This is a genomic window from Rhizobium sp. KNZ2-6A (assembly GCF_056755475.1).
In genome coordinates, this window is sequence record NZ_JBNDIC010000002.1 from 246,944 (window position 1) to 265,699 (window position 18,756).

Consider the following 18,756-nt stretch of genomic DNA (forward strand, 5'->3'; position numbering starts at 1 on the left):
AGTCGATATAGAACTTCGAAGAATTTAGGAGACGTCGAGGGTGGAATATCCCTCCGCATTTGCATGCGACAAATGGCAGTGCGCCCCTCTGCAGAAATTTGATGTAAGACGGGAAACAGTGGTCTCTATGGCGGGAGGAAGGTATGCGCCGCTACCATCATCTTGTCGAAGGCGTTCTCCAGCCGGAGGAGATCGATAAGCTGCAAAGAATCTTCGATGTTTTGATCGCACAACCATGGTTCGACTTGAACGAATTCAATCGCGAGGCTTTCGCTTCGGAGCTTATCAAGCTTTACCGCAGCGGCGTGGTCGAACTTGCTAAATTACACCAGATTGCCGCTTTGACGGCCATTGCCTCCTTTAGCCGCGACATGCCGGACGAAGAGCGCAAAGCCCTCAATCTTCTATACGGCGCAAATGGATTGGGATGATGGCCAGAGGGGGAACGCCTGGAAGCCATCGGTCCACAACGTCGGCTGGAGATCGCCAATGCGAGCTAAAGCGCATCGCGATTTTTCAAATTCGCTTGTTGCGCTTCAGGCTTTTGATTTCACGCATGTCGTTATCGCAAAACCGCTGCACACGTTTGCGCGACATGCCTTAGGTCCGCCGGCGCGTTAAGCAGACTAATATCGTTTGGTATGGCTTAATCGTGCCGGATACAACAAGGTTCAACCGGCCGTGAGCTGCTGGCGAAAGCCGGCGTGAGCACGCTTCCTGCCGATTGAAGCGATGTCAAGCGGCCTGACGCTGGGACCCGTGTCTGCAACACCGACCAAGTCGCTCAACATCGTCCGTGCGAAGTCGGGCGCAATGTGATGCGGCATATGGCCGACATCATTCAGCAGCTTGATAGTCGGAGCGGGGTGCTTTCCCCGGATCCATTCCAGATGCCAGGCGGGATCGATGATCTTATCGGCGAGCCCGAACAGGACCGATATCGGCAGGTCTGGGGGAAGTGTCGCCAGGCGCTGCATATCGGTATTGAACGCTCGAAGCTCGTCCGCCATGGACTGGATCGAAATTGGATTGAGCAGATGATGTGCCGGCAAATTTGCAAGCGTGGCCGGGACGGGGTTCGGATACGATGAGGCTTCAAGTCCGCGTTCGACAAAGTATCCGGGCCAGCGGCTGATCACCTGCTGATAAAATACAGCGCCAATCATCGGAGCTGCGGCCGCTCTGAGCGTGATGAGCGGCTTAAACGGGACCGGCCGGCAGCAGGGAGAGATCAGCAGCAGGCCGCTCAATAGGTCCGGCCTTCGCGCGGCAAGATGGAGAGCAGGCGCGCATCCTATCGAATGCGCCACTATGACGACGTTTCCAACCTCGAGGAACTCGAAGAGACGTTCAAGCCAGACCGATTGCCCGAAACCTCCGCGCTCGCCCTTGGGCAAGGGGGTGCTGTAGCCATAACCAGGGCGGTCGACCGCAATCAGCCGGTGCGCGCCGGTCTCAAAAGGAAGAAGAACTTCCTGGGCGAGGCTGCCGCATCCGTGCAAAACGACAACGGGACGCCCCATGACATCGCCACTTTCCAAGATGTGGACTTGAGCGGAGTTGAATTGAAGAATTTTACCGGTACGGGCGATGGCGTGCTGCGTTTTCATCTGCCTCAAACGTAACGTGTCCGAAATTGTTCCATTCTTGCTTTTCGAGCATAGTAACTCGCCAAAATATCGCGCATGGTCCGGAGGTGAATTCGCTATGAAACAAGATGGAAGATGCGACTGGCATTGAAGCTTCAATGATGATGGCAACTATAGAACGTATTCGTCGTGGTGAGATCAAACACGGCAATAAATCAGCCTACGTCGTTTATACTCAGAAAGGATGATGCGACATTTAAGGGTATTCTATGGTAAAACATAGATATGCCTGGGAGGGTGGGATGTCGTATCTACGTCGCGCCGCAACCGTTGTGCTGAGCGCCATGCTGCTCGCACCGTTGTCTTCGAGAGCCGCCGAGAAGGTCGGCCAGGCGGTGCTGATCAAAACCGAAGTTACCGGTGAAGGCGGTCCGCTCGCGGTCGATGATCCCGTGCATCGGGATGAGCGAATTCACACTTCCCTTTCGGGTCTTGGACAGTTCACCTTTCGAGATGGCACGAAACTCGCGGTTGGAGCCGGCTCCTCCGTTGTCATCGACAAATTCGTTTTCGACGACTCGGGCTCCGTCAAAAAGCTTACCATAAATGCGGCAAAGGGCACTTTTCGTTGGATGAGCGGAAACTCGAACCACTCAGCCTATCAGATCGTCACTCCGGCCGGAACGATCGGTGTGCGCGGAACGGTATTTGATTTCTATGTCGGCGCCAATGGCACGACGGCGGTCGTTCTGTTAAGCGGCGGCGCGCAATTCTGCGGTGCCGGCGGCTGCAAGCAATTGAAGCAGCAATGCGACTGCATCGTTGCAAAACGCAACGGTCAGATCAGCGATCCGCGCCGGGTCAACCGCGATGTCCTCAAAACCCTCGGTAACCAGCGGGCTTTACCGTTCCTGTCCGGCGATCAGCAGCTTTCGGGACGAATGGGTTTTGCCGGCGGCGGGGGATGCGGCCTGTCGACGGCGATGAGAGATCGGCCGAACGGCATATCTCCGCGCAGCGCTCCGGCGAATAATCCTGCACCGGCACCGCATGATACGCCGAACGCACCCAGCCCCCAGCAATCACCACGCGCCGAGACGCCCGCCACGCCGCACGAAACCCCCAGCACACCGCACGAAACCCCCAGCACGCCGGATGTCTCAAATCCGCCAAGTACGCCCGACAAATCAGGCAAACCGCACGAGCGGGATGGCGACGAAGGCAAGCATCACGATCACCATGAGCATCACGGCCATCATGGCGGAGGTGACCACGGATGGGGTGATCACCATGGAGACGACCAGGACAGCCAAGGCGATGACGGCAATCATGGCGATCACGGCCGCGGAGATCACCATCGATAGCGCAGGGGTGGGGCATTGAGCTAGATGTCGGCCGCCTTGTCTGTAATCTCGTCGGCGAAGTGTCCGGCCCGGCGCGAAATCTGGCCGTAAAAACCTTGCAATAGCCCTGTCGCTACGGCCTGCGCCTTGAGTTTTGTCGCGCTGACGAGTTTGCGGCTGTTCGTCGACCGTGTTCGGAGAGCAGCAACCAGCTGCCTGTGCATGGACTGAAGTTCGGCAAATTCGGTGGATCTTGCCAAGCGCGCATCGCCGACCACCGCAAAGAGTTTGGTTCGCATACTCTTACCCTTGAGCGTCAGCGCTCCGGCTTCGAGCAGGGCGCAATCGGGCAGCAGACTTGCCGTCGGTTCGGATACCAGAATGTCGAAATTGATGTCCTTGCAGGCGGATTCGATCCGGGCGGCAATATTCACGGCGTCGCCAACCGCCGAGTAATTGAAACGTGTCTCGGCACCCATATTGCCGACGCAGGCAAGCCCGGTATGGATGCCGATCCCTATCCCGACCCGCCGTTCGTCTCCGAAGCCGAATGCATCGCTTTTGTTGAGGCAGGCGAGCGTTTCCCGCATGCCGAGAGCCGCGCGCATAGCCTTGCCGGCATGATCGGCGACATCGACGGGAGCGTTCCAGAAGGCCATGATCGAGTCGCCGATGAACTTGTCGAGCGTGCCGTCATTGGCGATGACATGGTAGCTCAGCGCATCGAGCAGCGTGTTCAGAAACGCGACGACGGCGCTCGGGGTCATCTCCTCGCTGATCTGGGTGAAGTTTCGCACATCGACGAACATGACCGTCAGCTCGCGCTCATCGCCTCCGAGACGCAGCGCATTGCGCGTATGCTCGATGCGATGGAGCAGCGACGGCGAAAGATAGTGGCCGAAAGCCCGCCGCACATCGCGCCGCTCCCGATCGGTCACGAGAAAGCGGAATGCCGTCGCGGCGAAATGCGTGATCGATCCAGCGACGATCGGGGCCAGCGGGTCGAAGAGAAAACCGCCGTAAAGGAAGGCAAACCAAGAGGCGACAAGGGCAAGCAAGGTAATCTGCAGGCCGCAGGCAAGCGCGACGGCCGGATTGACGAAGGTGGTGAGGATCACCAGAAGGCTGCCCAGGACGGCGATGGACAGGATTTCCAACCCGTCCGCCCAATCCGGCCGGGACAGGAAGCGGCCCGAAAGGATCTGTTCGACGATCTGCGCATGGATGGAGACACCCGGCACGTTCTCACCGAGGGCCGTGGTACGGACATCCTGGAGACCGGAAGCGGAGGTTCCGACGAAAACGATGCTGCCTTCGATCGCGCTTCTGATATCGGCGGAGGCGTCTGCGGGCGAAAGCACCTTCGCTGCCGAAATATACCGTTCCGTGGTGTCGGGGCTGACATAGAGCCAGAGCTCTCCCGCTGCCGTTACCGGCACGACGAAATCCCCGATTTTCACCCGGGTCAGTGTATTCGGCGTGTTCGGTGCTGCGTCGAGGACGTAGGTGGAAGCCCCCTGTGCGACGCGGAGCGCTTCGAGCGCAAGACTGGGGTAAAGCTGCTTGCCGTCGCTGAGGAACAGCGGAACCGCGCGCACCACCGCCGACGATGTGCCCGGATTGAGGCTGATATGACCGAGACCCGCGGCATTGGCTTGCAATTGCGGCTGCAGCGGCGTTGCCGCCTTGATCGCCGGCGGCGCGCCGAGGGGAGTTTCGCCGGTATAGGCAAAGCCTGCCTTGACCGGCGGCAGATAGTTCCCTTCGTTGGAGAGGCCGAAGCCCAGAACCACCGGTCTTCCCGATAGCGATTGGGAAAAAATCGCATCATTATCCGGGAGTTTGCCCAGCAGCGCGGGGTCGATGCCGGGGACGTCGCGAACGACATTGCGGGGCGACAGGCGGTCGGGCTCGGCGAAGAGGACATCGAAGGCGATGGCGGATGCGCCCATATCGGAAAGCTTGTCCACAAGAGCGGCAATCCGGTTTCTCGGCCAAGGCCATTGACCGAATTCGCGCAGGGACGCTTCGTCTATGTCGACGACGCGCACGGGCTGGTTCTCGAAGGTCCGGGGCACCAGGTGCTGATACTGGTCGAATGTCAAATCGCGGGCAAGCCTCAGCAATTGAGGATCGCTTGCTCTAAGGATCGTCAGCGCTGTGACGATCGCCAGGCCGATAACGACGCCAATTTGCTGCGCACGCGTCACCATTGTGGTGTCGGTTCCTTTGCCCCGCATCCCCAGGCAATAGTAGCAATTCGAAGAAATACAAAATCTACTGTTCTGCTGCTGCCGCGCCAGGGAAGAATATGCTGCCTTGTTCTCGGGAGCGATGCAATGATCAAAGTATCGAAGAAATGTGGGGCAGGGCTTTCACACGGCCGTATCCATTTAAATCTCGCTAAGATTGAGCCGTTTCAATTTAATCCTCATCGGGAATGTGAGAATCGACGGCGATTGTCTCGAGATTGTTTCGCACACTCACGACGCCGGGTACCGACAAAGTGATAGTTTCCAGGTGGCGCAGCAGCGAAATCGTCTCGACGCGCCCTTCCAATGTCACAATGCCATCAACGGCATGCACTTCGATGTTGTCGATATCGACCTTGCCGATCTCTTCCAGTCGATCCGTGATCTGCGCTTCCAGTTGGTCGTCGTCAATTCTATTCGTGGGCAAAGGCGTGGTCGTATCGATCCTGTCCTCTTGCCCTGACGCATCGGCGCTATCCTTTGTAAACCCGGAACTCGGATCTTCGTCGAAATTGGCCGGTGTGTCGCCGTAGCCGGTATTGTCGGGCCTGGGTTTCACAGGATCGCCGTCGGCGTCCGAATACGGCCAACCTTCACGCAGGTCTCGATCTTCGTAGTCGCGATAGTCTTCTTCGCGGGATGATGGATTTGGTTTACGCGGCGCTGTCATGTCGATCTCCTTCCTATCGGAGTCAAACATGTCTGAAATCAATTTGTTTCATGGCGTCCGATGTCACAGTGTTTGCCGAGCTTGAATCATGACGCCGGTGGGGCCGCTAATGGTGAGCAGATAAGGCTCGCCACATCCCATGTCGATGAAGCCGGAGCTGACTTTAGGACATTTCCCAACCACTCACGATATGGCGCGTTACCGCTCGCTGAGAGGCAGCGAGGCGACCGATCCGCGCTGGATAAGGCTTGTTTTTATCGCCGTGCGCTGCACGGGCATGCCCTTGCCGTTCAATCGTGAAATCAGCCGTTCGGCCGCCTTCTTGCCCATCTCGTAGACCGGCTGGTCGATGACGGTGATCGGCGGCGTCGTAACGGTCGTCCAGTCGGCATCCAGAAAGGAAATCATCGAGATGTCGCGCGGTATGGACAGCCCCAGGGTCTGCAAAGATTTGAAAACTCTAAGGCCAACGAGGCTGTCCGAAGCGATGAGGGCGGTCGGCGGTGCCGCGTCCTGCAGCAGGCGCTCGACGACGCCATCCGTCCTCAGCTGGTCGGTGGCGCCGAGCCGCACGTAATGCCGAGCCGTCTCTATGCCGGCGTCGGCCTGTTCCTTCAGCAGGCCTTCCACGCGTTCGCGCACCGCCGAATTGGAAATGTCGCGGCTATCGCCGAGCAATTCGCTCTCGGCATCCATGGCGGATATATAGGCGATCCGGCGATGTCCCATGTCGAGGAGATGGCGTGTAGCCATCATGGCGGCGTCGAAATCATCGCCCGTGACGGCATCGACACCGAGTTCCGGAATGTTTCGGTCAAAGAGAACGAGCGGCACGCCGACACGGTGTATGTCCTGAAGATGCTCCATCCGGTCGCAGCGTGCCGGGGTCACGATCAGCCCATCGACGCGCTTGCCGATGAGCAGGTCCACCGCCGACTTTTCCGTATCGAGTTCCTCGCCGGAATTGGCGATGATGACATTGAAGCCGGCCATGCGCGCAACGTCGCTGATGCCCCTGACGGCCAGGCTGAAGAAGGCGTTCTCGATATCGCCCACCACAACGCCGATGATACCGGACTTGCCCGTCGTCATGCTGCGGGCAAGTTCGTTCGGTCGGTATTCGAGCGCTGCGGCCGCGGCAAGCACCTGCTCGCGAACCTTGTCGCTGACGACGCCATAGCCGCCGAGCACGCGCGCGGCGGTGGCTTTCGAGACATTCGCTGCCCTGGCAACGTCGGCGACGGTCACGGAGCGTTTCGAGATGAGGGGCTCTTCCATTCAATGACGACTACAAGAGTTGTTGACGGACGGTCAATCTCAAGTTAACAAATATAAATGAGACCGGTCTCTTTTATATATGAGACCGGTCTCTTGTCCAGATAATCCCTTGCCGGCCTATGGGCGGGGATGCGGACGCGCATGCATGAATGCCGATAAGAGCATCCTTCAGAGCGGAGAACGAACATGAACATATCCGGTATATTCCAGGCCATTGCCGCGCCTCTGCGCGCCGGCGTGCTGGCCTATCTCGTTGCAGCAAGCATCGGCCCGGCGGTCGCCGCCGACAATTCCTATAATCTGATCGATCCAGGCGTCATCAGCGTCGGCACGATGGGAGATTCCAAACCCTACACCTTTACAACGGCCGATGGGCAATTCACCGGCTTCGATATCGAACTCTTTTTGAATGTCGTCTCCCGCATGGGCTTTCCCAAGGACAAGGTGACGTTTACCGGCCAGGAGTTTTCGGCCTTGCTGCCGTCGGTCGCCAACCAGCGCTTCGATGTCGCCGTGGCGGCGATCGGAACCACCGATGCGCGCAAGAAGACGGTGGATTTCTCGGACGGTTATCTCGCCGGCTATCTCTCGGTTCTGACCTCCGATGCCGCGATCAAGGATGCGGACGGCCTCAAGGGCAAGCGTCTCGGTGTCGTGCAGGGCACGCTGCAGGAAGTCTATGCCGCAAAGAACTTTACGGGCACGGACCTCGTCAAATTCCCGGACAATAATTCGGCCGTGGCGGCGCTGAACAACGGCACCATCGATGCGCATTTCCTCGATTATGAGGCGGCCAAGCAATATGGCGAGCGCTATCCCGCGTTGAAGATTGCGGTGAATATTCCGTCCTTCGACGCACCGGCGGGCTTCGTCGTCCACAAGGGGAATGACGCCTTCCGCCTGGCGCTCAACAAGGCGCTGCACGACGCGATGCAGGACGGCACCTGGAAGACGCTCTATGAGAAATGGTTCCCCGGTTCGCCGATGCCCGATCAGTATCTTCCCAAGAAGTAAGTCCGTGCCGCCGTCCGGCTTGCCGGGCGGCGGCATCGAACCGCCTGACGAATTTCATGGGGAATTGAATGGATTGGCTTGAAAACCTCCGTCGCAGCTTCCTCGACTGGGATGCGATGGCAGAAGTCCTGCCGAGCATGATCACGGTCGGACTGAAGAACACACTGATCCTGGCGGCGGCCTCCACCGTGCTCGGGGCCATCATCGGCATGGTGCTGGCCGTGATGGGCATTTCGCAGTCCCGTTGGCTGCGTCTGCCGGCGCGCATCTATACCGATATTTTTCGCGGCCTGCCGGCGATCGTGACGATCCTGATCATCGGCCAGGGCTTTGCCCGCATCGGCCGCGAACTCTTCGGCCCATCGCCATTTCCACTCGGGATCATCGCGCTCAGCCTGATTGCAGGCGCCTATATCGGTGAGATCTTCCGATCCGGCATTCAGAGCGTCGAGCGAGGTCAAATGGAGGCCTGCCGCGCGCTCAGCATGAGCTACGGGCAGGGAATGCGGCTGATCGTCATTCCGCAGGGCGTGCGGCGTGTCCTGCCGGCCCTCGTCAACCAGTTCATCGGCAACGTCAAGGATTCGAGCCTCGTCTACTTCCTGGGGCTGCTGGCCTCGGAGCGCGAAATTTTCCGCGTCGGCCAGGATCAGGCCGTCGTCACGGGCAATCTCTCGCCCTTGCTGCTGGCCGGCGTCTTCTATCTGGTGATCACCGTTCCGCTGACGCACCTCGTCAATTACATCGATACGCGTCTGCGTCTCGGGCGTCAGGGTCGCGGCTCAGGCGCTGCCAGCGGTCTCATCGAGGTCGGCGAACTGGAAGCCGCCTCGGGCATAGGGGTGTCGGATGGCGCCGGTACGCCGCGCTTCAAGGGCGGTGCCGTCAGGATCCGCGATCTCAGCATGTCCTACGGTGATCTCGAAGTGCTGAAAGGCATCGATCTCGATATCGCCAAGGGCACGGTGACCTGCATCATCGGGCCATCCGGCTCGGGCAAATCGACGCTGCTCAGGTGCCTCAACCGGCTCGTTGAGCCGAAGCGCGGCGACATCGCGCTCGATGGCGAGAGCATCCTGGCGATGAAGCCGGAAAGCCTGCGCCGGCGCGTCGGCATGGTGTTCCAGCATTTCAATCTCTTCCCGGACCACACCGCGCTTGAAAACGTCATGCTGTCGCTGACGAAGATCAAGAAGATGCCAAAGGGCGAGGCGCGCCGGGTTGCCGAGACCCGCCTTGCGGAAGTAGGGCTTGCCGGGCGCAAGGATCATCGGCCAGCCGGCCTATCCGGCGGCCAGCAGCAGCGCGTCGCCATTGCCCGGGCGCTCGCCATGGATCCGGAAGTCGTCCTCTTCGATGAGGTCACCAGCGCGCTCGATCCCGAACTGGTGAAGGGGGTGCTCGACCTCATGGCCAATCTCGGACGCCAGGGCATGACCATGGCGGTCGTCACGCATGAGATGGGATTTGCCCGCAAGGTGGCCGATCAGGTCGTGTTCATGGATGAGGGCCGTATCGTCGAAGCCGGCAGGCCGGAGCAGGTCTTCGACAATCCGCAAAGCGAACGACTGAAACGGTTCCTCGCCGAGGTTCTCTGACAAACAGGCCGGCGGCGAATTCCGGCGGCTCCTCGATCGCAACTCCAGTACTGACAAGGTTTTCCAACATGCATGCTCCCACTCGTCCCTCGAAAGTTATTGTCGTCGGCGGCGGCATCTTCGGGGTCTCTACGGCCGTTCATCTTGCGCGGCTCGGCGTCCAGACAACCCTGATCAACGATGGTCCGCTGGCAAACGGTGCATCGGGCCGCTCGCTCGCCTGGCTCAATTCGGCCCGGCGTCGCTCCGATGCCTACCATAGGCTTCGCCTGGCCGGCATCGACCGCTATCGCACGCTTTCTTCCAAATATCCGGATGCGGCCTGGCTGCGCTTCGACGGCGGCCTGACCTGGGATGCCGACGATGCCGGCAACGACATTGCCGCTGTCTTCGATTACGAGCGTGACCTTGGCTACCATGCGCAATTGCTGATGTCGGATCAGATTGCCAGGATTACGCCCGGCGTCGATGCCGGCTCGGTGACCAGACAGGGCGCGATCTTCAATCCGGGCGAGGGCTGGGTCGATCTGCCATCCCTGATCGGCGTTCTTGCCGAGGAGTTTCGGGCATTGGGGGGCGAGATCGTCACCGATGCCGGCCGGGCGACAGTCGACGTACAGGAAGGTCGTGCTCGCGGCGTCACGACCGCAAACGGGGTCCATTGGGCAGCCGATGCCGTGCTGCTGGCTGCCGGCGGCGAAGTGCCGGCGATCGTTGCCGAGGCAGGGCAGCATATCGGCGACGATACGCCGATCGCACTTCTCGTTCGGACGAAGCCGATCAAGCACCCGCTGAAAGCTGTGTTGAACACACCGCGCGTGGCCATCCGTCCGACCCCAGACGGCGCCTTTGCCCTGGATTCGGCCTGGTCGGAGGAAGAGGTCGTCGTGAAGGCCGATGGCAGTTATGAGATCAGGCCCACAACCCTTGAAGGTTTGTTGCTGGAAGCCTCGAAGGTTCTGGAAGGGAACCCGAAACTCGAGATTAGCGATTATGGCGTCGGCCCGAAACCCATCCCGGGCGATGGCGAGCCTGTTTTCGGCGAATTGCAGGCGATACCGGGCTATTTCGTCGCCTTCAGCCATAGCGGCGCCACGCTCGGCCTGATCGCGGGCGAACTGCTTGCCGACGAGATCGCCACCGGCAAACGGCATCCGCTTCTGGCTTCCTTCCGGCCGGAACGCTTCGCCAGGTAATGTGACCGGCGACGATGCGGACCTCGCGTCGACTGTGGGGTCTGCCATTATCCTCGTCCGGCTAATTGATTTCCTCGGCAATGAAACCGCCGGTCTGGCGTTTCCATAGCCGCGCAAAAAGACCCTCCCGCTGCACCAATTCCTCCGGCCTGCCTTCTTCCACAATCCGCCCGCCATCGAGCACGACAATCCGGTCCATCTTGGCAATGGTCGAAAGCCGATGCGCAATGGCAATGACGGTTTTTCCCTCCATTACGAGAGCGAGCTTTTCCTGTATGGCGGCTTCGGATTCGCTGTCGAGAGCCGAGGTCGCCTCGTCCAGCACGAGGATCGGCGCATCCTTCAACAGGACGCGCGCAATTGCGACGCGTTGGCGCTGACCGCCTGACAGCTTGATGCCTCGGTCGCCGACGAAGGCGTCATAGCCCTTGCGGCCTTCGCTGTCGGCGAGATCTGCAATGAAATTGTCCGCACTCGCCATCTTGGCGACGGCCTCGATTTCCCCACTGCTCGCCTCCGGCCGGCCGTAACGGATATTGTCGCCGACAGAACGGTGCAGCAGCGCGACATCCTGGGCGATGACGCCGATAGCGCGGCGAAGGCTTGCCTGTGTCACGGCGCGAATGTCCTGCCCGTCGATCTTAATCCCGCCGTCGGCAATGTCGTAGAAGCGCAGCAAAAGGTTCGCGAGCGTGGTCTTGCCGGCACCCGATAGACCGACAAGTCCGACCTTCTCGCCAGGCCGAACCGTCAGTGACAGATCGTTGATGACAGGCTTGCCGGATTTGTAGGCGAAACGGACTTTTTCAAAGCGAATCTCGCCGCGATCGACCACCAGCTCCGCAGCGTCCGATCGGTCGATGATGGTCGGAGGTGTCGTCATCACAGGCATGGCATCCTTGATGGTACCGATCGCCTGGAAGATCTGCTGGCCCATCTGCAGGAAAGTGAATGTGTGTCCGGACAGGCGGTTCAGGATATAGACGGCGCCGACAAATTCGCCGACCGTGATGAAGTCGTTGATGAGGCCAGAAAAGCCGATGAATAACATTGCAAGCCAGAGCGCCATATTGAGCGCAACGACGGTGAGCTCCGACGTGCGGTAGATGCGCTGCTCCCTGTGCTGCGTCTGTATGGACTTCTGTATGATGCGGCGGATGGCGCCAGCCTCGGTATCTTCGGCGGCGAACTGCTTGATCATGTGAATATTGGTATAAAGATCGGTGATGGCGCCTGCCACCAGACTACGCTGCTTGGCGGTGTTGCGCGACCGCTCGGTGAAGACTGGCGCCATTTTCCACGCGAGCGCAACATTGAGCGTGATCCAGATCACCACGGGCACGGCGAGCTGCCAGGACAGGCTCGAAAGCAGGATGACCGAGCCGATCATCTGCAACAGGAAGCGTGGAACCGACTGGAAGGCGGCAATGATCTGTTGCTGGACGGCGGAGGAGACCTGCTGCAGGCGCGAGGCTACCTGTCCGGCAAACAAATCCTGGAAAAAGGCGAGATCCTGCCGCTCCACCGCCAAGTGTCCCTGCCACTGGATCGCAGCCGGCATGCCGACCCCGAGCGTATGTGAATTGAGTGTGTTGAGGAGAAATGAGGCGATCGGCATCGCTGGAAAGATCAGGAGGCCTAGAAAGGTCAGCAATGGCCATTCCTGATGCAGGAAGGCGGATGCGCCCTCTTGCGTTACGCCATCGACGATGACCGAAAGCCCCCAGACGATTGCCAGATTGATGGCCTCGATTGCCATGGAGGACAAAGCGAGCGCGATCAGAACACCGCGAAACATCGAGATGAAATGCCACAGAACGGTAACAGGCCCCTTCGACGGCAGGGGCCGATAGGGGATGTCGAGCGGCTGGATCAGCCTTTCGAAGGGACGGTAGATCGTATCTGAAATAGACATGCGCCGCTCGCGTGATGGAATCAGGAAGGCGAGAAAGAAGTCAGATATGCGGGGCAGCATAGGATCACCATCCAGCTGCAATCTCAACTAGAAACCTCAAAATCGCTGCGGTTTTCGAAGCGACAGAAGTCGCTATAGAATTGCTTGAGGCGGATGCTGCCATGATTGAATTGTGATTATGGACGGGAAGGGACAGCGTAATCTCCATCCGCGTCCGGCCCTTTTCTTGGGGGAATTCTGCAATAAGTATTGTGGAGCGCAACGAGCGGGATTCGATATGGACGAAATGGGCGAACAGCTTCTCCACCTTTGCGCGACCAGCTCGACACTCATCGCAGTTTACGATGCTGAGGACCGGCTGCGGTACGCGAACCATGCATTCCGCTCGGCCTATTTCATTGATGCCGACGAGACACCACTTTGGCCGAATTTGATGCGGCGCAACTTCGAACTCGGGCGCGGCACGGTCATTCGCACGACCGATTTCGACGGGTGGCTGCGGTCGACGCAGTCACGCCGCGGCAAGATCGGCTATCGCGCCTTCGAGACGGATCTGGCCGACGGCCGTTGGCTTTGGATGACCGAGACCGTGCAGAAGAACGGCTGGATGCTGTGCATTGCAAGCGACATAACGACATTGCGCGCCGAAGGCAGGAGTGTCCGGCAAGATCGCGACCAAGCCATCAAGGCTTCACAAACCGACGAGCTGACAGGCATCGCCAACCGCCGCTTCGTCATGGCGCGAATAGACGACATGCTGATTGGCGCCCGGGATGGCGGCATCGGATGCCTTGCCTTGTTCGATATCGACAATTTCAAATCGATCAACGATAGGCTCGGTCATCACGCCGGGGATCTCGTTTTGCGGGATTTTGCGCATCGGCTTCATCAGCATGTGCGACGCAGCGATTGTTTCGGGCGGGTCGGAGGCGAAGAGTTCGTGCTCGTCATGCCGGGAACGGGGTTGCAGGATGCCATCGAGTTTATAGAGCGGATGTTGACGACGATCCGGTTTTCCCGGCCGCTTACCGACTCCCCGGATTTCGGCTACACCTGTTCGGCCGGCATTGCCGCCTGCCTTGAAACGGACAGCGCGTCGGATCTGTACCGGCGCGCCGACCAGGCCCTCTATGCAGCCAAGCTCAGCGGCCGCGATCGCGTTCGCGCGGCTTGAAGTCTTGATACGCCGGGAGCAGGTGCCACAAGAATCCTGACGTCGATGCCACCTGCCGGTCTTACCTGAGGCGGTGATGTGCAGCATGGCGACCACCCTTCGGGCCGTTCAAACCATCAGGTTGTTCGTCCGCCAAGCCTGCTGCTCGAAGGGTGCCTTATTCCCAAGAATTTTTGCCCAGGTCTTTTTTGCCGTTCAATACGTGAACGGACTTCGGACCTGTTTTATTCCAAGTCTCACATATCTCTTTGCCAGAGTCCCTTCCGCCTTTCCAGGTTCGGCAAAACTTGCTGCCGGAGATGTGCCATACGCCATCAAAGGGGATCACTTCTCCGGAATCGAGTTTTACCTGACCATGCGCGGTGCCGTCTTTCATTACGGAAAGCTGCCCATTGTAGCCTTCTTTCGGGCCGCCGAGCGTAATCTCTTTTCCGTTTGAAAGCAGAGCTTGAAGCTCTTTTTCAGTCATCGCAGTAGCAGCAATAGCTTGCGTTCCGAAAAGCATGACAGACAGCCCCATCAGCAAAATCTTTCTCATCTGGTCCCCTCCCGTTTGACGCTGGAAGAGCGTACTCTCACTAATATTAACCACAAGTCCGCCTTTATAATTAGCTGCGGCGACCTATGGCTGATGGTTGAGAGGCGTCCAGTACACCCGAGAGAATTCAGAGCTTCATTTCAGAGCTGCACCGAAACCTTGCGGCACTTGCTCCATAATGCCGAAAAACTACTTCGTCGCCTGAACGAGGCGGATCGAATAGTTGGCAAGACTTTAAAAAAAAGGGCCCCGAAGGGCCCTTCAGACTGCGTAAGCGAAAAATCAGCGCTGGAGATTGACCAGAACATCAAGCAGGTCGGAGCCCGTCTGGAAGACCTTGGAGTTGGCCGTGTAGCTCTTCTGCGCCTGGATCATGTCGGTGAGCTGGCCGGCCAGGTCGACGTTCGAGGCTTCCAGCGAGTTCGACTGGATGTAGCCGAGGCCGTTGCTGTTGGCGAAGCTCGTGACGGTGACGCCGGATTCGGCATTGGCCTGATAGACGTTGCCGCTCATGAGCGTCAGCTTGTCGGGGCTTGCAACGGTCGCCAGCGGAATCTGATAGATCGCCTTCGGATCGCCCTTCGCATAATTGGCGTAGACGACGCCGTTCTTATCGATGGTGACGCCTGTGACCGCGGCTGCCGCCTGTCCATTGGTCGAGCCAGTAGACGCGAAAGCCGCGGCTTTCTGGGTCATCTTGCTCAGGTCCATCGCGATCGACCCGGCAGTCTTTGGATCGGTGATAGTGAAGGTGCCGCCGGATGTCATGTTTCCGCTTGTATCGAACTTCAGCGTGCTGGTGGCAACAGGAGCGGATGAATAGGGGAAGGACGAGCCGCTGCCGGAGGTATTCGCATCGGCATTGCGGTAGACGGCGACTTGCCACTGATCCGTCGTCGGCGGCGTTGTGGTGATGTCGGCAGCCTGCGTTTTGGTATAATAGATGTCATACATGACGGTGTTGCCGAGCTTGTCGTAGGCGACCACCGAGCTCTTCTGGGTGTTGGTGGTAACGGGCGGGGTACTGCCGGTACCGCCGGTTCCCGTGTAACCCGTGCTCGGCAAGGCCACGGTCGCGCTGGCCGTAACAACCGTAGCACCCGAATTGAGGTTGCCGGTAAAGCTGCCCGAGGTCGAGGGCGAATTGGCAAGGCCATTCTGATTGACATTGATCGGCACCAGGCCGTCGAAGCCGTTGACGACGACGGCGGGGGCTCCCGATGCATAGGAATAACCCATCAACGTATAACCGGCGGAATTCACGAGATTGCCGTTGGCATCAGGCTTGAAGTCGCCCGCGCGCGTCAGAACCGTCGAACCGTCGGCGCCCTGCACGACAAAGAAGCCGGCGCCGCGGATCGACAGGTCAGTGCCCGACGAGGTGGAGATGGCGTCGCCCTGCTGCGAAACCGAATAGCTGACATTCGTCTCGACGCTACCGGAATTGTAATTGCCGCCGCCCGAGGGCAGGATCAACGACGAAAAGCTGGCGGTTGCCGACTTGTAGGCCGTTGTGTTGACGTTCGCGATGTTGTCCGACACGGTGCTAAGCTTATTTGCTTGCGCGTTCATGCCTGAAACTGACGTTTTCATGCTACCAAAGATGCTCATTGGTTCCTCGCACGTTGCTGATGCCGCCACGATAACCAAAGTGACTTGCGTGAAACTGGCTTTTCCCCTGTGCCGCGCGGTTGAAACAACCTTTCCGCGCTATCGCCCGGTTCGCGCTCCAGGGCGTCCTTTTCCCGGCGAAGAACGGGACGAGCCTATTGCGAAGGCAGATGCGGAGCCGCAAAATCGAGTACGCGGCTGGTGTAGCTTTCGACCAGAGCGCTGAACGGCGTCCCGTCCGGCAGCTTCAGCACGGCGTGATGTTCGAGAAGAAATGGCGGCGGGCTAAGCGGTACGGTTCCAGAAGCCGGCAGATTGGCGCCCGTTTCCCATCCCTGCGGCAGCGGCGACCAAAGCAATTTCGCGGATAGGTTCGTGCGGGTGAAATGGAGCGCCTGAACGGCACGGCCGAAGGCGATATCGCTCGTATTGAGCGCCTTGTTCATCTCGGCCGTCAGTCTGGAGGGTACATACCAGTTGTCCGCCTCTGACAGGATGCGGTCGCCGCAGGCCAGGCGGACGCGCCGGTAGGCGATTGGTTCTTCGGGTCCGGCGGCAAGCAGCTCCCGGATGGAGGCGTCGGCTGCCTTGTCCTGTCCGAGCACCCGCTGGGCGACGATCTTTGAACCCTCCGGTGCGAGCTTGTGAGCGGCGCACCAGCGGTCGAGCGTTAGCGTAGCGCTGGCATTGCTGAGGAGATCGGCATTCAGGGTCTGGAGGATCGCAAGCGCTTCCAGGCGCGAGGTCGGCGTATCAGGCCATTGAGCCGGGCTCGACATCTCCTGCGCCGCCGCGGTCTGTATGCCGAGCACGATGGCGGCCGAGCCGCCAAGGGCAAGGATGCGAAGCAATGACGAGGGCCGGAAAGGCATGGGAGCGAAATCCTTCAGGCTAACAAATTCCAACAATCGTAGCGCGCGACTTTATACGTTCGCCGAGGCATAGATGGCAGGAGCATCGCGGTTGGCAAGACCTGACAATACGATTGTAAAGGCATGCGGCATCGGGTCTCAAGCCAGGCAATACGTCGGTATCGGCGTTGCGGCGTGCTTACGATCCGATCGCGCCGAGGCCTCGAATAGGCCGGCTCGCCTAACCTGCAGTACGGCTGATGTGAATGCTGTAGACGCTTGCCCATTCCTGAGCGACGAAATCGGTCAGCGCGGCGGGGATTTCGACAAGGGCGCTGTGCCGCGCCAGCACGCGAAATCCTCTTGGAAGGGAGGTCGCAATGCGGTCGATGATCTTTTCATAGTCGACGATCAGCATCTCCCGCCCGACCATGAGATCAAACAGCGCCGGATCGGCGATCACATGTTCGTTTTCACAGAACCAATAGGAGGAGATCGTCAGGTCGGGAAGATAGCCGATCTGCGCCGGCAGGTTTCGTCGCTCGAACCGGAAGCGCCCCGGCAGCGCGGCAGCCGACATGAGCTCTTCGCCGAGCAGAAGCTGAGTTTCCGAGGCATCCAAGCCGCAAAGCTCGAGATTGGGATTATCGGCGAGATAGGCAAAGGCAAGGCTGAAGGCGCCGGAGCCGCAGCCGAGATCGCATACCTTTTCATATCCGTGTATGGCGGCTCCGAGGTTTGCGAGCGCCCGCAGGCACTTTAGAGAATTTCGTATTCCGAATGCGCGGGTAAATGCATCGGCCGAGCGGCTATAGTCAAATATCTCGATCTGCTGCCTGCTCTTGACAGCATTGAGCAAGGCAATGGAGTCGTTGCTTGGACGATATAGATGGTTGCACCTCAGCAGAGTTTCGGCAAAACCTTCGAGATGTTGCCCCTGTACGTCCACGTATACCATGCAAGCCTGTCCTCGCTAAGGATGTATTCTTTCGTATGATTGGAAAGGGAGCATAGCCCGAAAGCAACTCCTTCACTCGTCCTCAGTTCTTGATAGGCCACTCTAGTCACAGCTTTATGGAGGAACGCCCGAATGGCAACCTGGGCATTTGGGCAGGACGGTAGGCTTATCGTCATCGAGCGCCGTCGCCGTGCCAGCTCTGCGAGACCGGCACCGGAAATCCCTCAAAGGTCTTGAGCGTATCGAGAACGATGGAGGTCTTCACGTGCTGCACCGACTCGTGCGGCAACAGCACGTCGTTGACGAACCGGGAGAGGCCGGCAAGCCCGCGGGTCGCGACCTTCAGGTGATAGTCCATTTCCCCGGTCAGCGCATAGGCTTCCAGCACTTCCGGCAGCCCGTTGATCAGCTGCGAAAACCGGCGGGCATTGTCCCGGTTATGCGTGGCAAGCGTCACCGAAATGACCACCAGCATATCCAGGCCCAGCTTCTGGCGGTCGAGGTTGGCCTGATAGCTGCGAATATAGCCCTCCGCCTCCAGCCTGGTGCGCCTTCGCGAGCACTGAGAGGGCGAAAGCGCGATGCGTTCGCCCAGCTCGTTGTTCGTCAACCTGCCATCTTTCTGCAGCTCATCGAGAAGACGGAGGTCCAATTTGTCGAGTGGCTCATCCATTGCGTAAAACTTTCAAAATGCTCACGGATCGTGTATAATATTTTCATTTCGCATGGAGAATGCAAGCACTTTGCGCGTGTTTTGGGCCATACTTTG

Annotated in this window: 16 protein-coding genes; 6 read left to right on the forward strand and 10 right to left on the reverse strand. The window is 59.1% G+C overall.

Translation table 11 applies throughout. The annotated features are described in order from the left end of the window. Positions 1-143 precede the first annotated feature (143 nt). On the forward strand, positions 144-431 hold the full coding sequence (locus ACPYOP_RS02680; RefSeq protein WP_481408840.1) for a hypothetical protein: 288 nt from the start codon (positions 144-146) through the stop codon (positions 429-431). Positions 432-671: 240 nt separating this feature from the next. Here ACPYOP_RS02680 and ACPYOP_RS02685 read toward each other — a convergent pair whose 3' ends face one another. Beyond that, the gene (locus tag ACPYOP_RS02685) at positions 672-1,610 is read right to left on the reverse strand and encodes an alpha/beta fold hydrolase (RefSeq protein ID WP_481408841.1); all 939 of its coding nucleotides are present in this window, start codon (positions 1,608-1,610) and stop codon (positions 672-674) included. A 281-nt stretch (positions 1,611-1,891) separates the two neighbouring features. Between ACPYOP_RS02685 and ACPYOP_RS02690 the strand changes: the two genes are divergently transcribed. Next, the gene (locus tag ACPYOP_RS02690; RefSeq protein WP_481408842.1) at positions 1,892-2,953 is read left to right on the forward strand and encodes a FecR family protein; all 1,062 of its coding nucleotides are present in this window, start codon (positions 1,892-1,894) and stop codon (positions 2,951-2,953) included. A gap of 20 nt (positions 2,954-2,973) precedes the next feature. Here the strand turns inward: ACPYOP_RS02690 and ACPYOP_RS02695 are convergent, their stop codons facing one another. The 3 genes from ACPYOP_RS02695 to ACPYOP_RS02705 all read right to left on the reverse strand — a co-directional run bounded on the left by ACPYOP_RS02695 (position 2,974) and on the right by ACPYOP_RS02705 (position 7,132). Next, complete coding sequence (locus ACPYOP_RS02695; protein WP_481408843.1) at positions 2,974-5,145, reverse strand: CHASE2 domain-containing protein; 2,172 nt, start codon at positions 5,143-5,145, stop codon at positions 2,974-2,976. Positions 5,146-5,356: 211 nt separating this feature from the next. Then, entirely contained in the window at positions 5,357-5,854 is a 498-nt protein-coding gene (locus ACPYOP_RS02700; protein ID WP_481408863.1) for a BON domain-containing protein, read from the reverse strand. A gap of 198 nt (positions 5,855-6,052) precedes the next feature. Continuing rightward, the gene (locus ACPYOP_RS02705; protein ID WP_481408844.1) at positions 6,053-7,132 is read right to left on the reverse strand and encodes a LacI family DNA-binding transcriptional regulator; all 1,080 of its coding nucleotides are present in this window, start codon (positions 7,130-7,132) and stop codon (positions 6,053-6,055) included. A gap of 186 nt (positions 7,133-7,318) precedes the next feature. On the opposite strand from ACPYOP_RS02705, the gene ACPYOP_RS02710 reads away from it, so the two are divergent. From ACPYOP_RS02710 to ACPYOP_RS02720, 3 genes are all read left to right on the forward strand, one after another. Continuing rightward, positions 7,319-8,146, forward strand: coding sequence for an ABC transporter substrate-binding protein (locus ACPYOP_RS02710; RefSeq protein WP_481408845.1), 828 nt, complete (start codon positions 7,319-7,321; stop codon positions 8,144-8,146). 68 nt (positions 8,147-8,214) lie between these two features. Next, on the forward strand, positions 8,215-9,744 hold the full coding sequence (locus ACPYOP_RS02715; protein WP_481408846.1) for an amino acid ABC transporter permease/ATP-binding protein: 1,530 nt from the start codon (positions 8,215-8,217) through the stop codon (positions 9,742-9,744). A gap of 68 nt (positions 9,745-9,812) precedes the next feature. Then, a complete protein-coding gene (locus tag ACPYOP_RS02720; protein WP_481408847.1) occupies positions 9,813-10,940 on the forward strand; it encodes an NAD(P)/FAD-dependent oxidoreductase in 1,128 nt (375 codons plus the stop codon). Positions 10,941-11,001: 61 nt separating this feature from the next. On the opposite strand, the gene ACPYOP_RS02725 is transcribed toward ACPYOP_RS02720, so the two are convergent. Beyond that, complete coding sequence (locus ACPYOP_RS02725) at positions 11,002-12,855, reverse strand: ABC transporter ATP-binding protein (RefSeq protein WP_481408848.1); 1,854 nt, start codon at positions 12,853-12,855, stop codon at positions 11,002-11,004. A 277-nt stretch (positions 12,856-13,132) separates the two neighbouring features. On the opposite strand from ACPYOP_RS02725, the gene ACPYOP_RS02730 reads away from it, so the two are divergent. Further along, entirely contained in the window at positions 13,133-14,029 is an 897-nt protein-coding gene (locus tag ACPYOP_RS02730; protein ID WP_481408849.1) for a GGDEF domain-containing protein, read from the forward strand. A 157-nt stretch (positions 14,030-14,186) separates the two neighbouring features. Here the strand turns inward: ACPYOP_RS02730 and ACPYOP_RS02735 are convergent, their stop codons facing one another. The 5 genes from ACPYOP_RS02735 to ACPYOP_RS02755 all read right to left on the reverse strand — a co-directional run bounded on the left by ACPYOP_RS02735 (position 14,187) and on the right by ACPYOP_RS02755 (position 18,660). Beyond that, positions 14,187-14,567: a hypothetical protein gene (locus ACPYOP_RS02735; RefSeq protein ID WP_481408850.1), complete on the reverse strand. Its 381-nt coding sequence runs from the start codon at positions 14,565-14,567 to the stop codon at positions 14,187-14,189. 282 nt (positions 14,568-14,849) lie between these two features. Then, entirely contained in the window at positions 14,850-16,178 is a 1,329-nt protein-coding gene (locus ACPYOP_RS02740) for a flagellar hook protein FlgE (protein ID WP_481408851.1), read from the reverse strand. Between the two features lie 155 nt (positions 16,179-16,333). After that, positions 16,334-17,050: a hypothetical protein gene (locus ACPYOP_RS02745; RefSeq protein WP_481408852.1), complete on the reverse strand. Its 717-nt coding sequence runs from the start codon at positions 17,048-17,050 to the stop codon at positions 16,334-16,336. Positions 17,051-17,270: 220 nt separating this feature from the next. Next, entirely contained in the window at positions 17,271-17,987 is a 717-nt protein-coding gene (locus tag ACPYOP_RS02750) for a methyltransferase domain-containing protein (protein WP_481408853.1), read from the reverse strand. Positions 17,988-18,159: 172 nt separating this feature from the next. Further along, entirely contained in the window at positions 18,160-18,660 is a 501-nt protein-coding gene (locus tag ACPYOP_RS02755; RefSeq protein ID WP_481408854.1) for an Lrp/AsnC family transcriptional regulator, read from the reverse strand. Positions 18,661-18,756 lie beyond the last annotated feature (96 nt).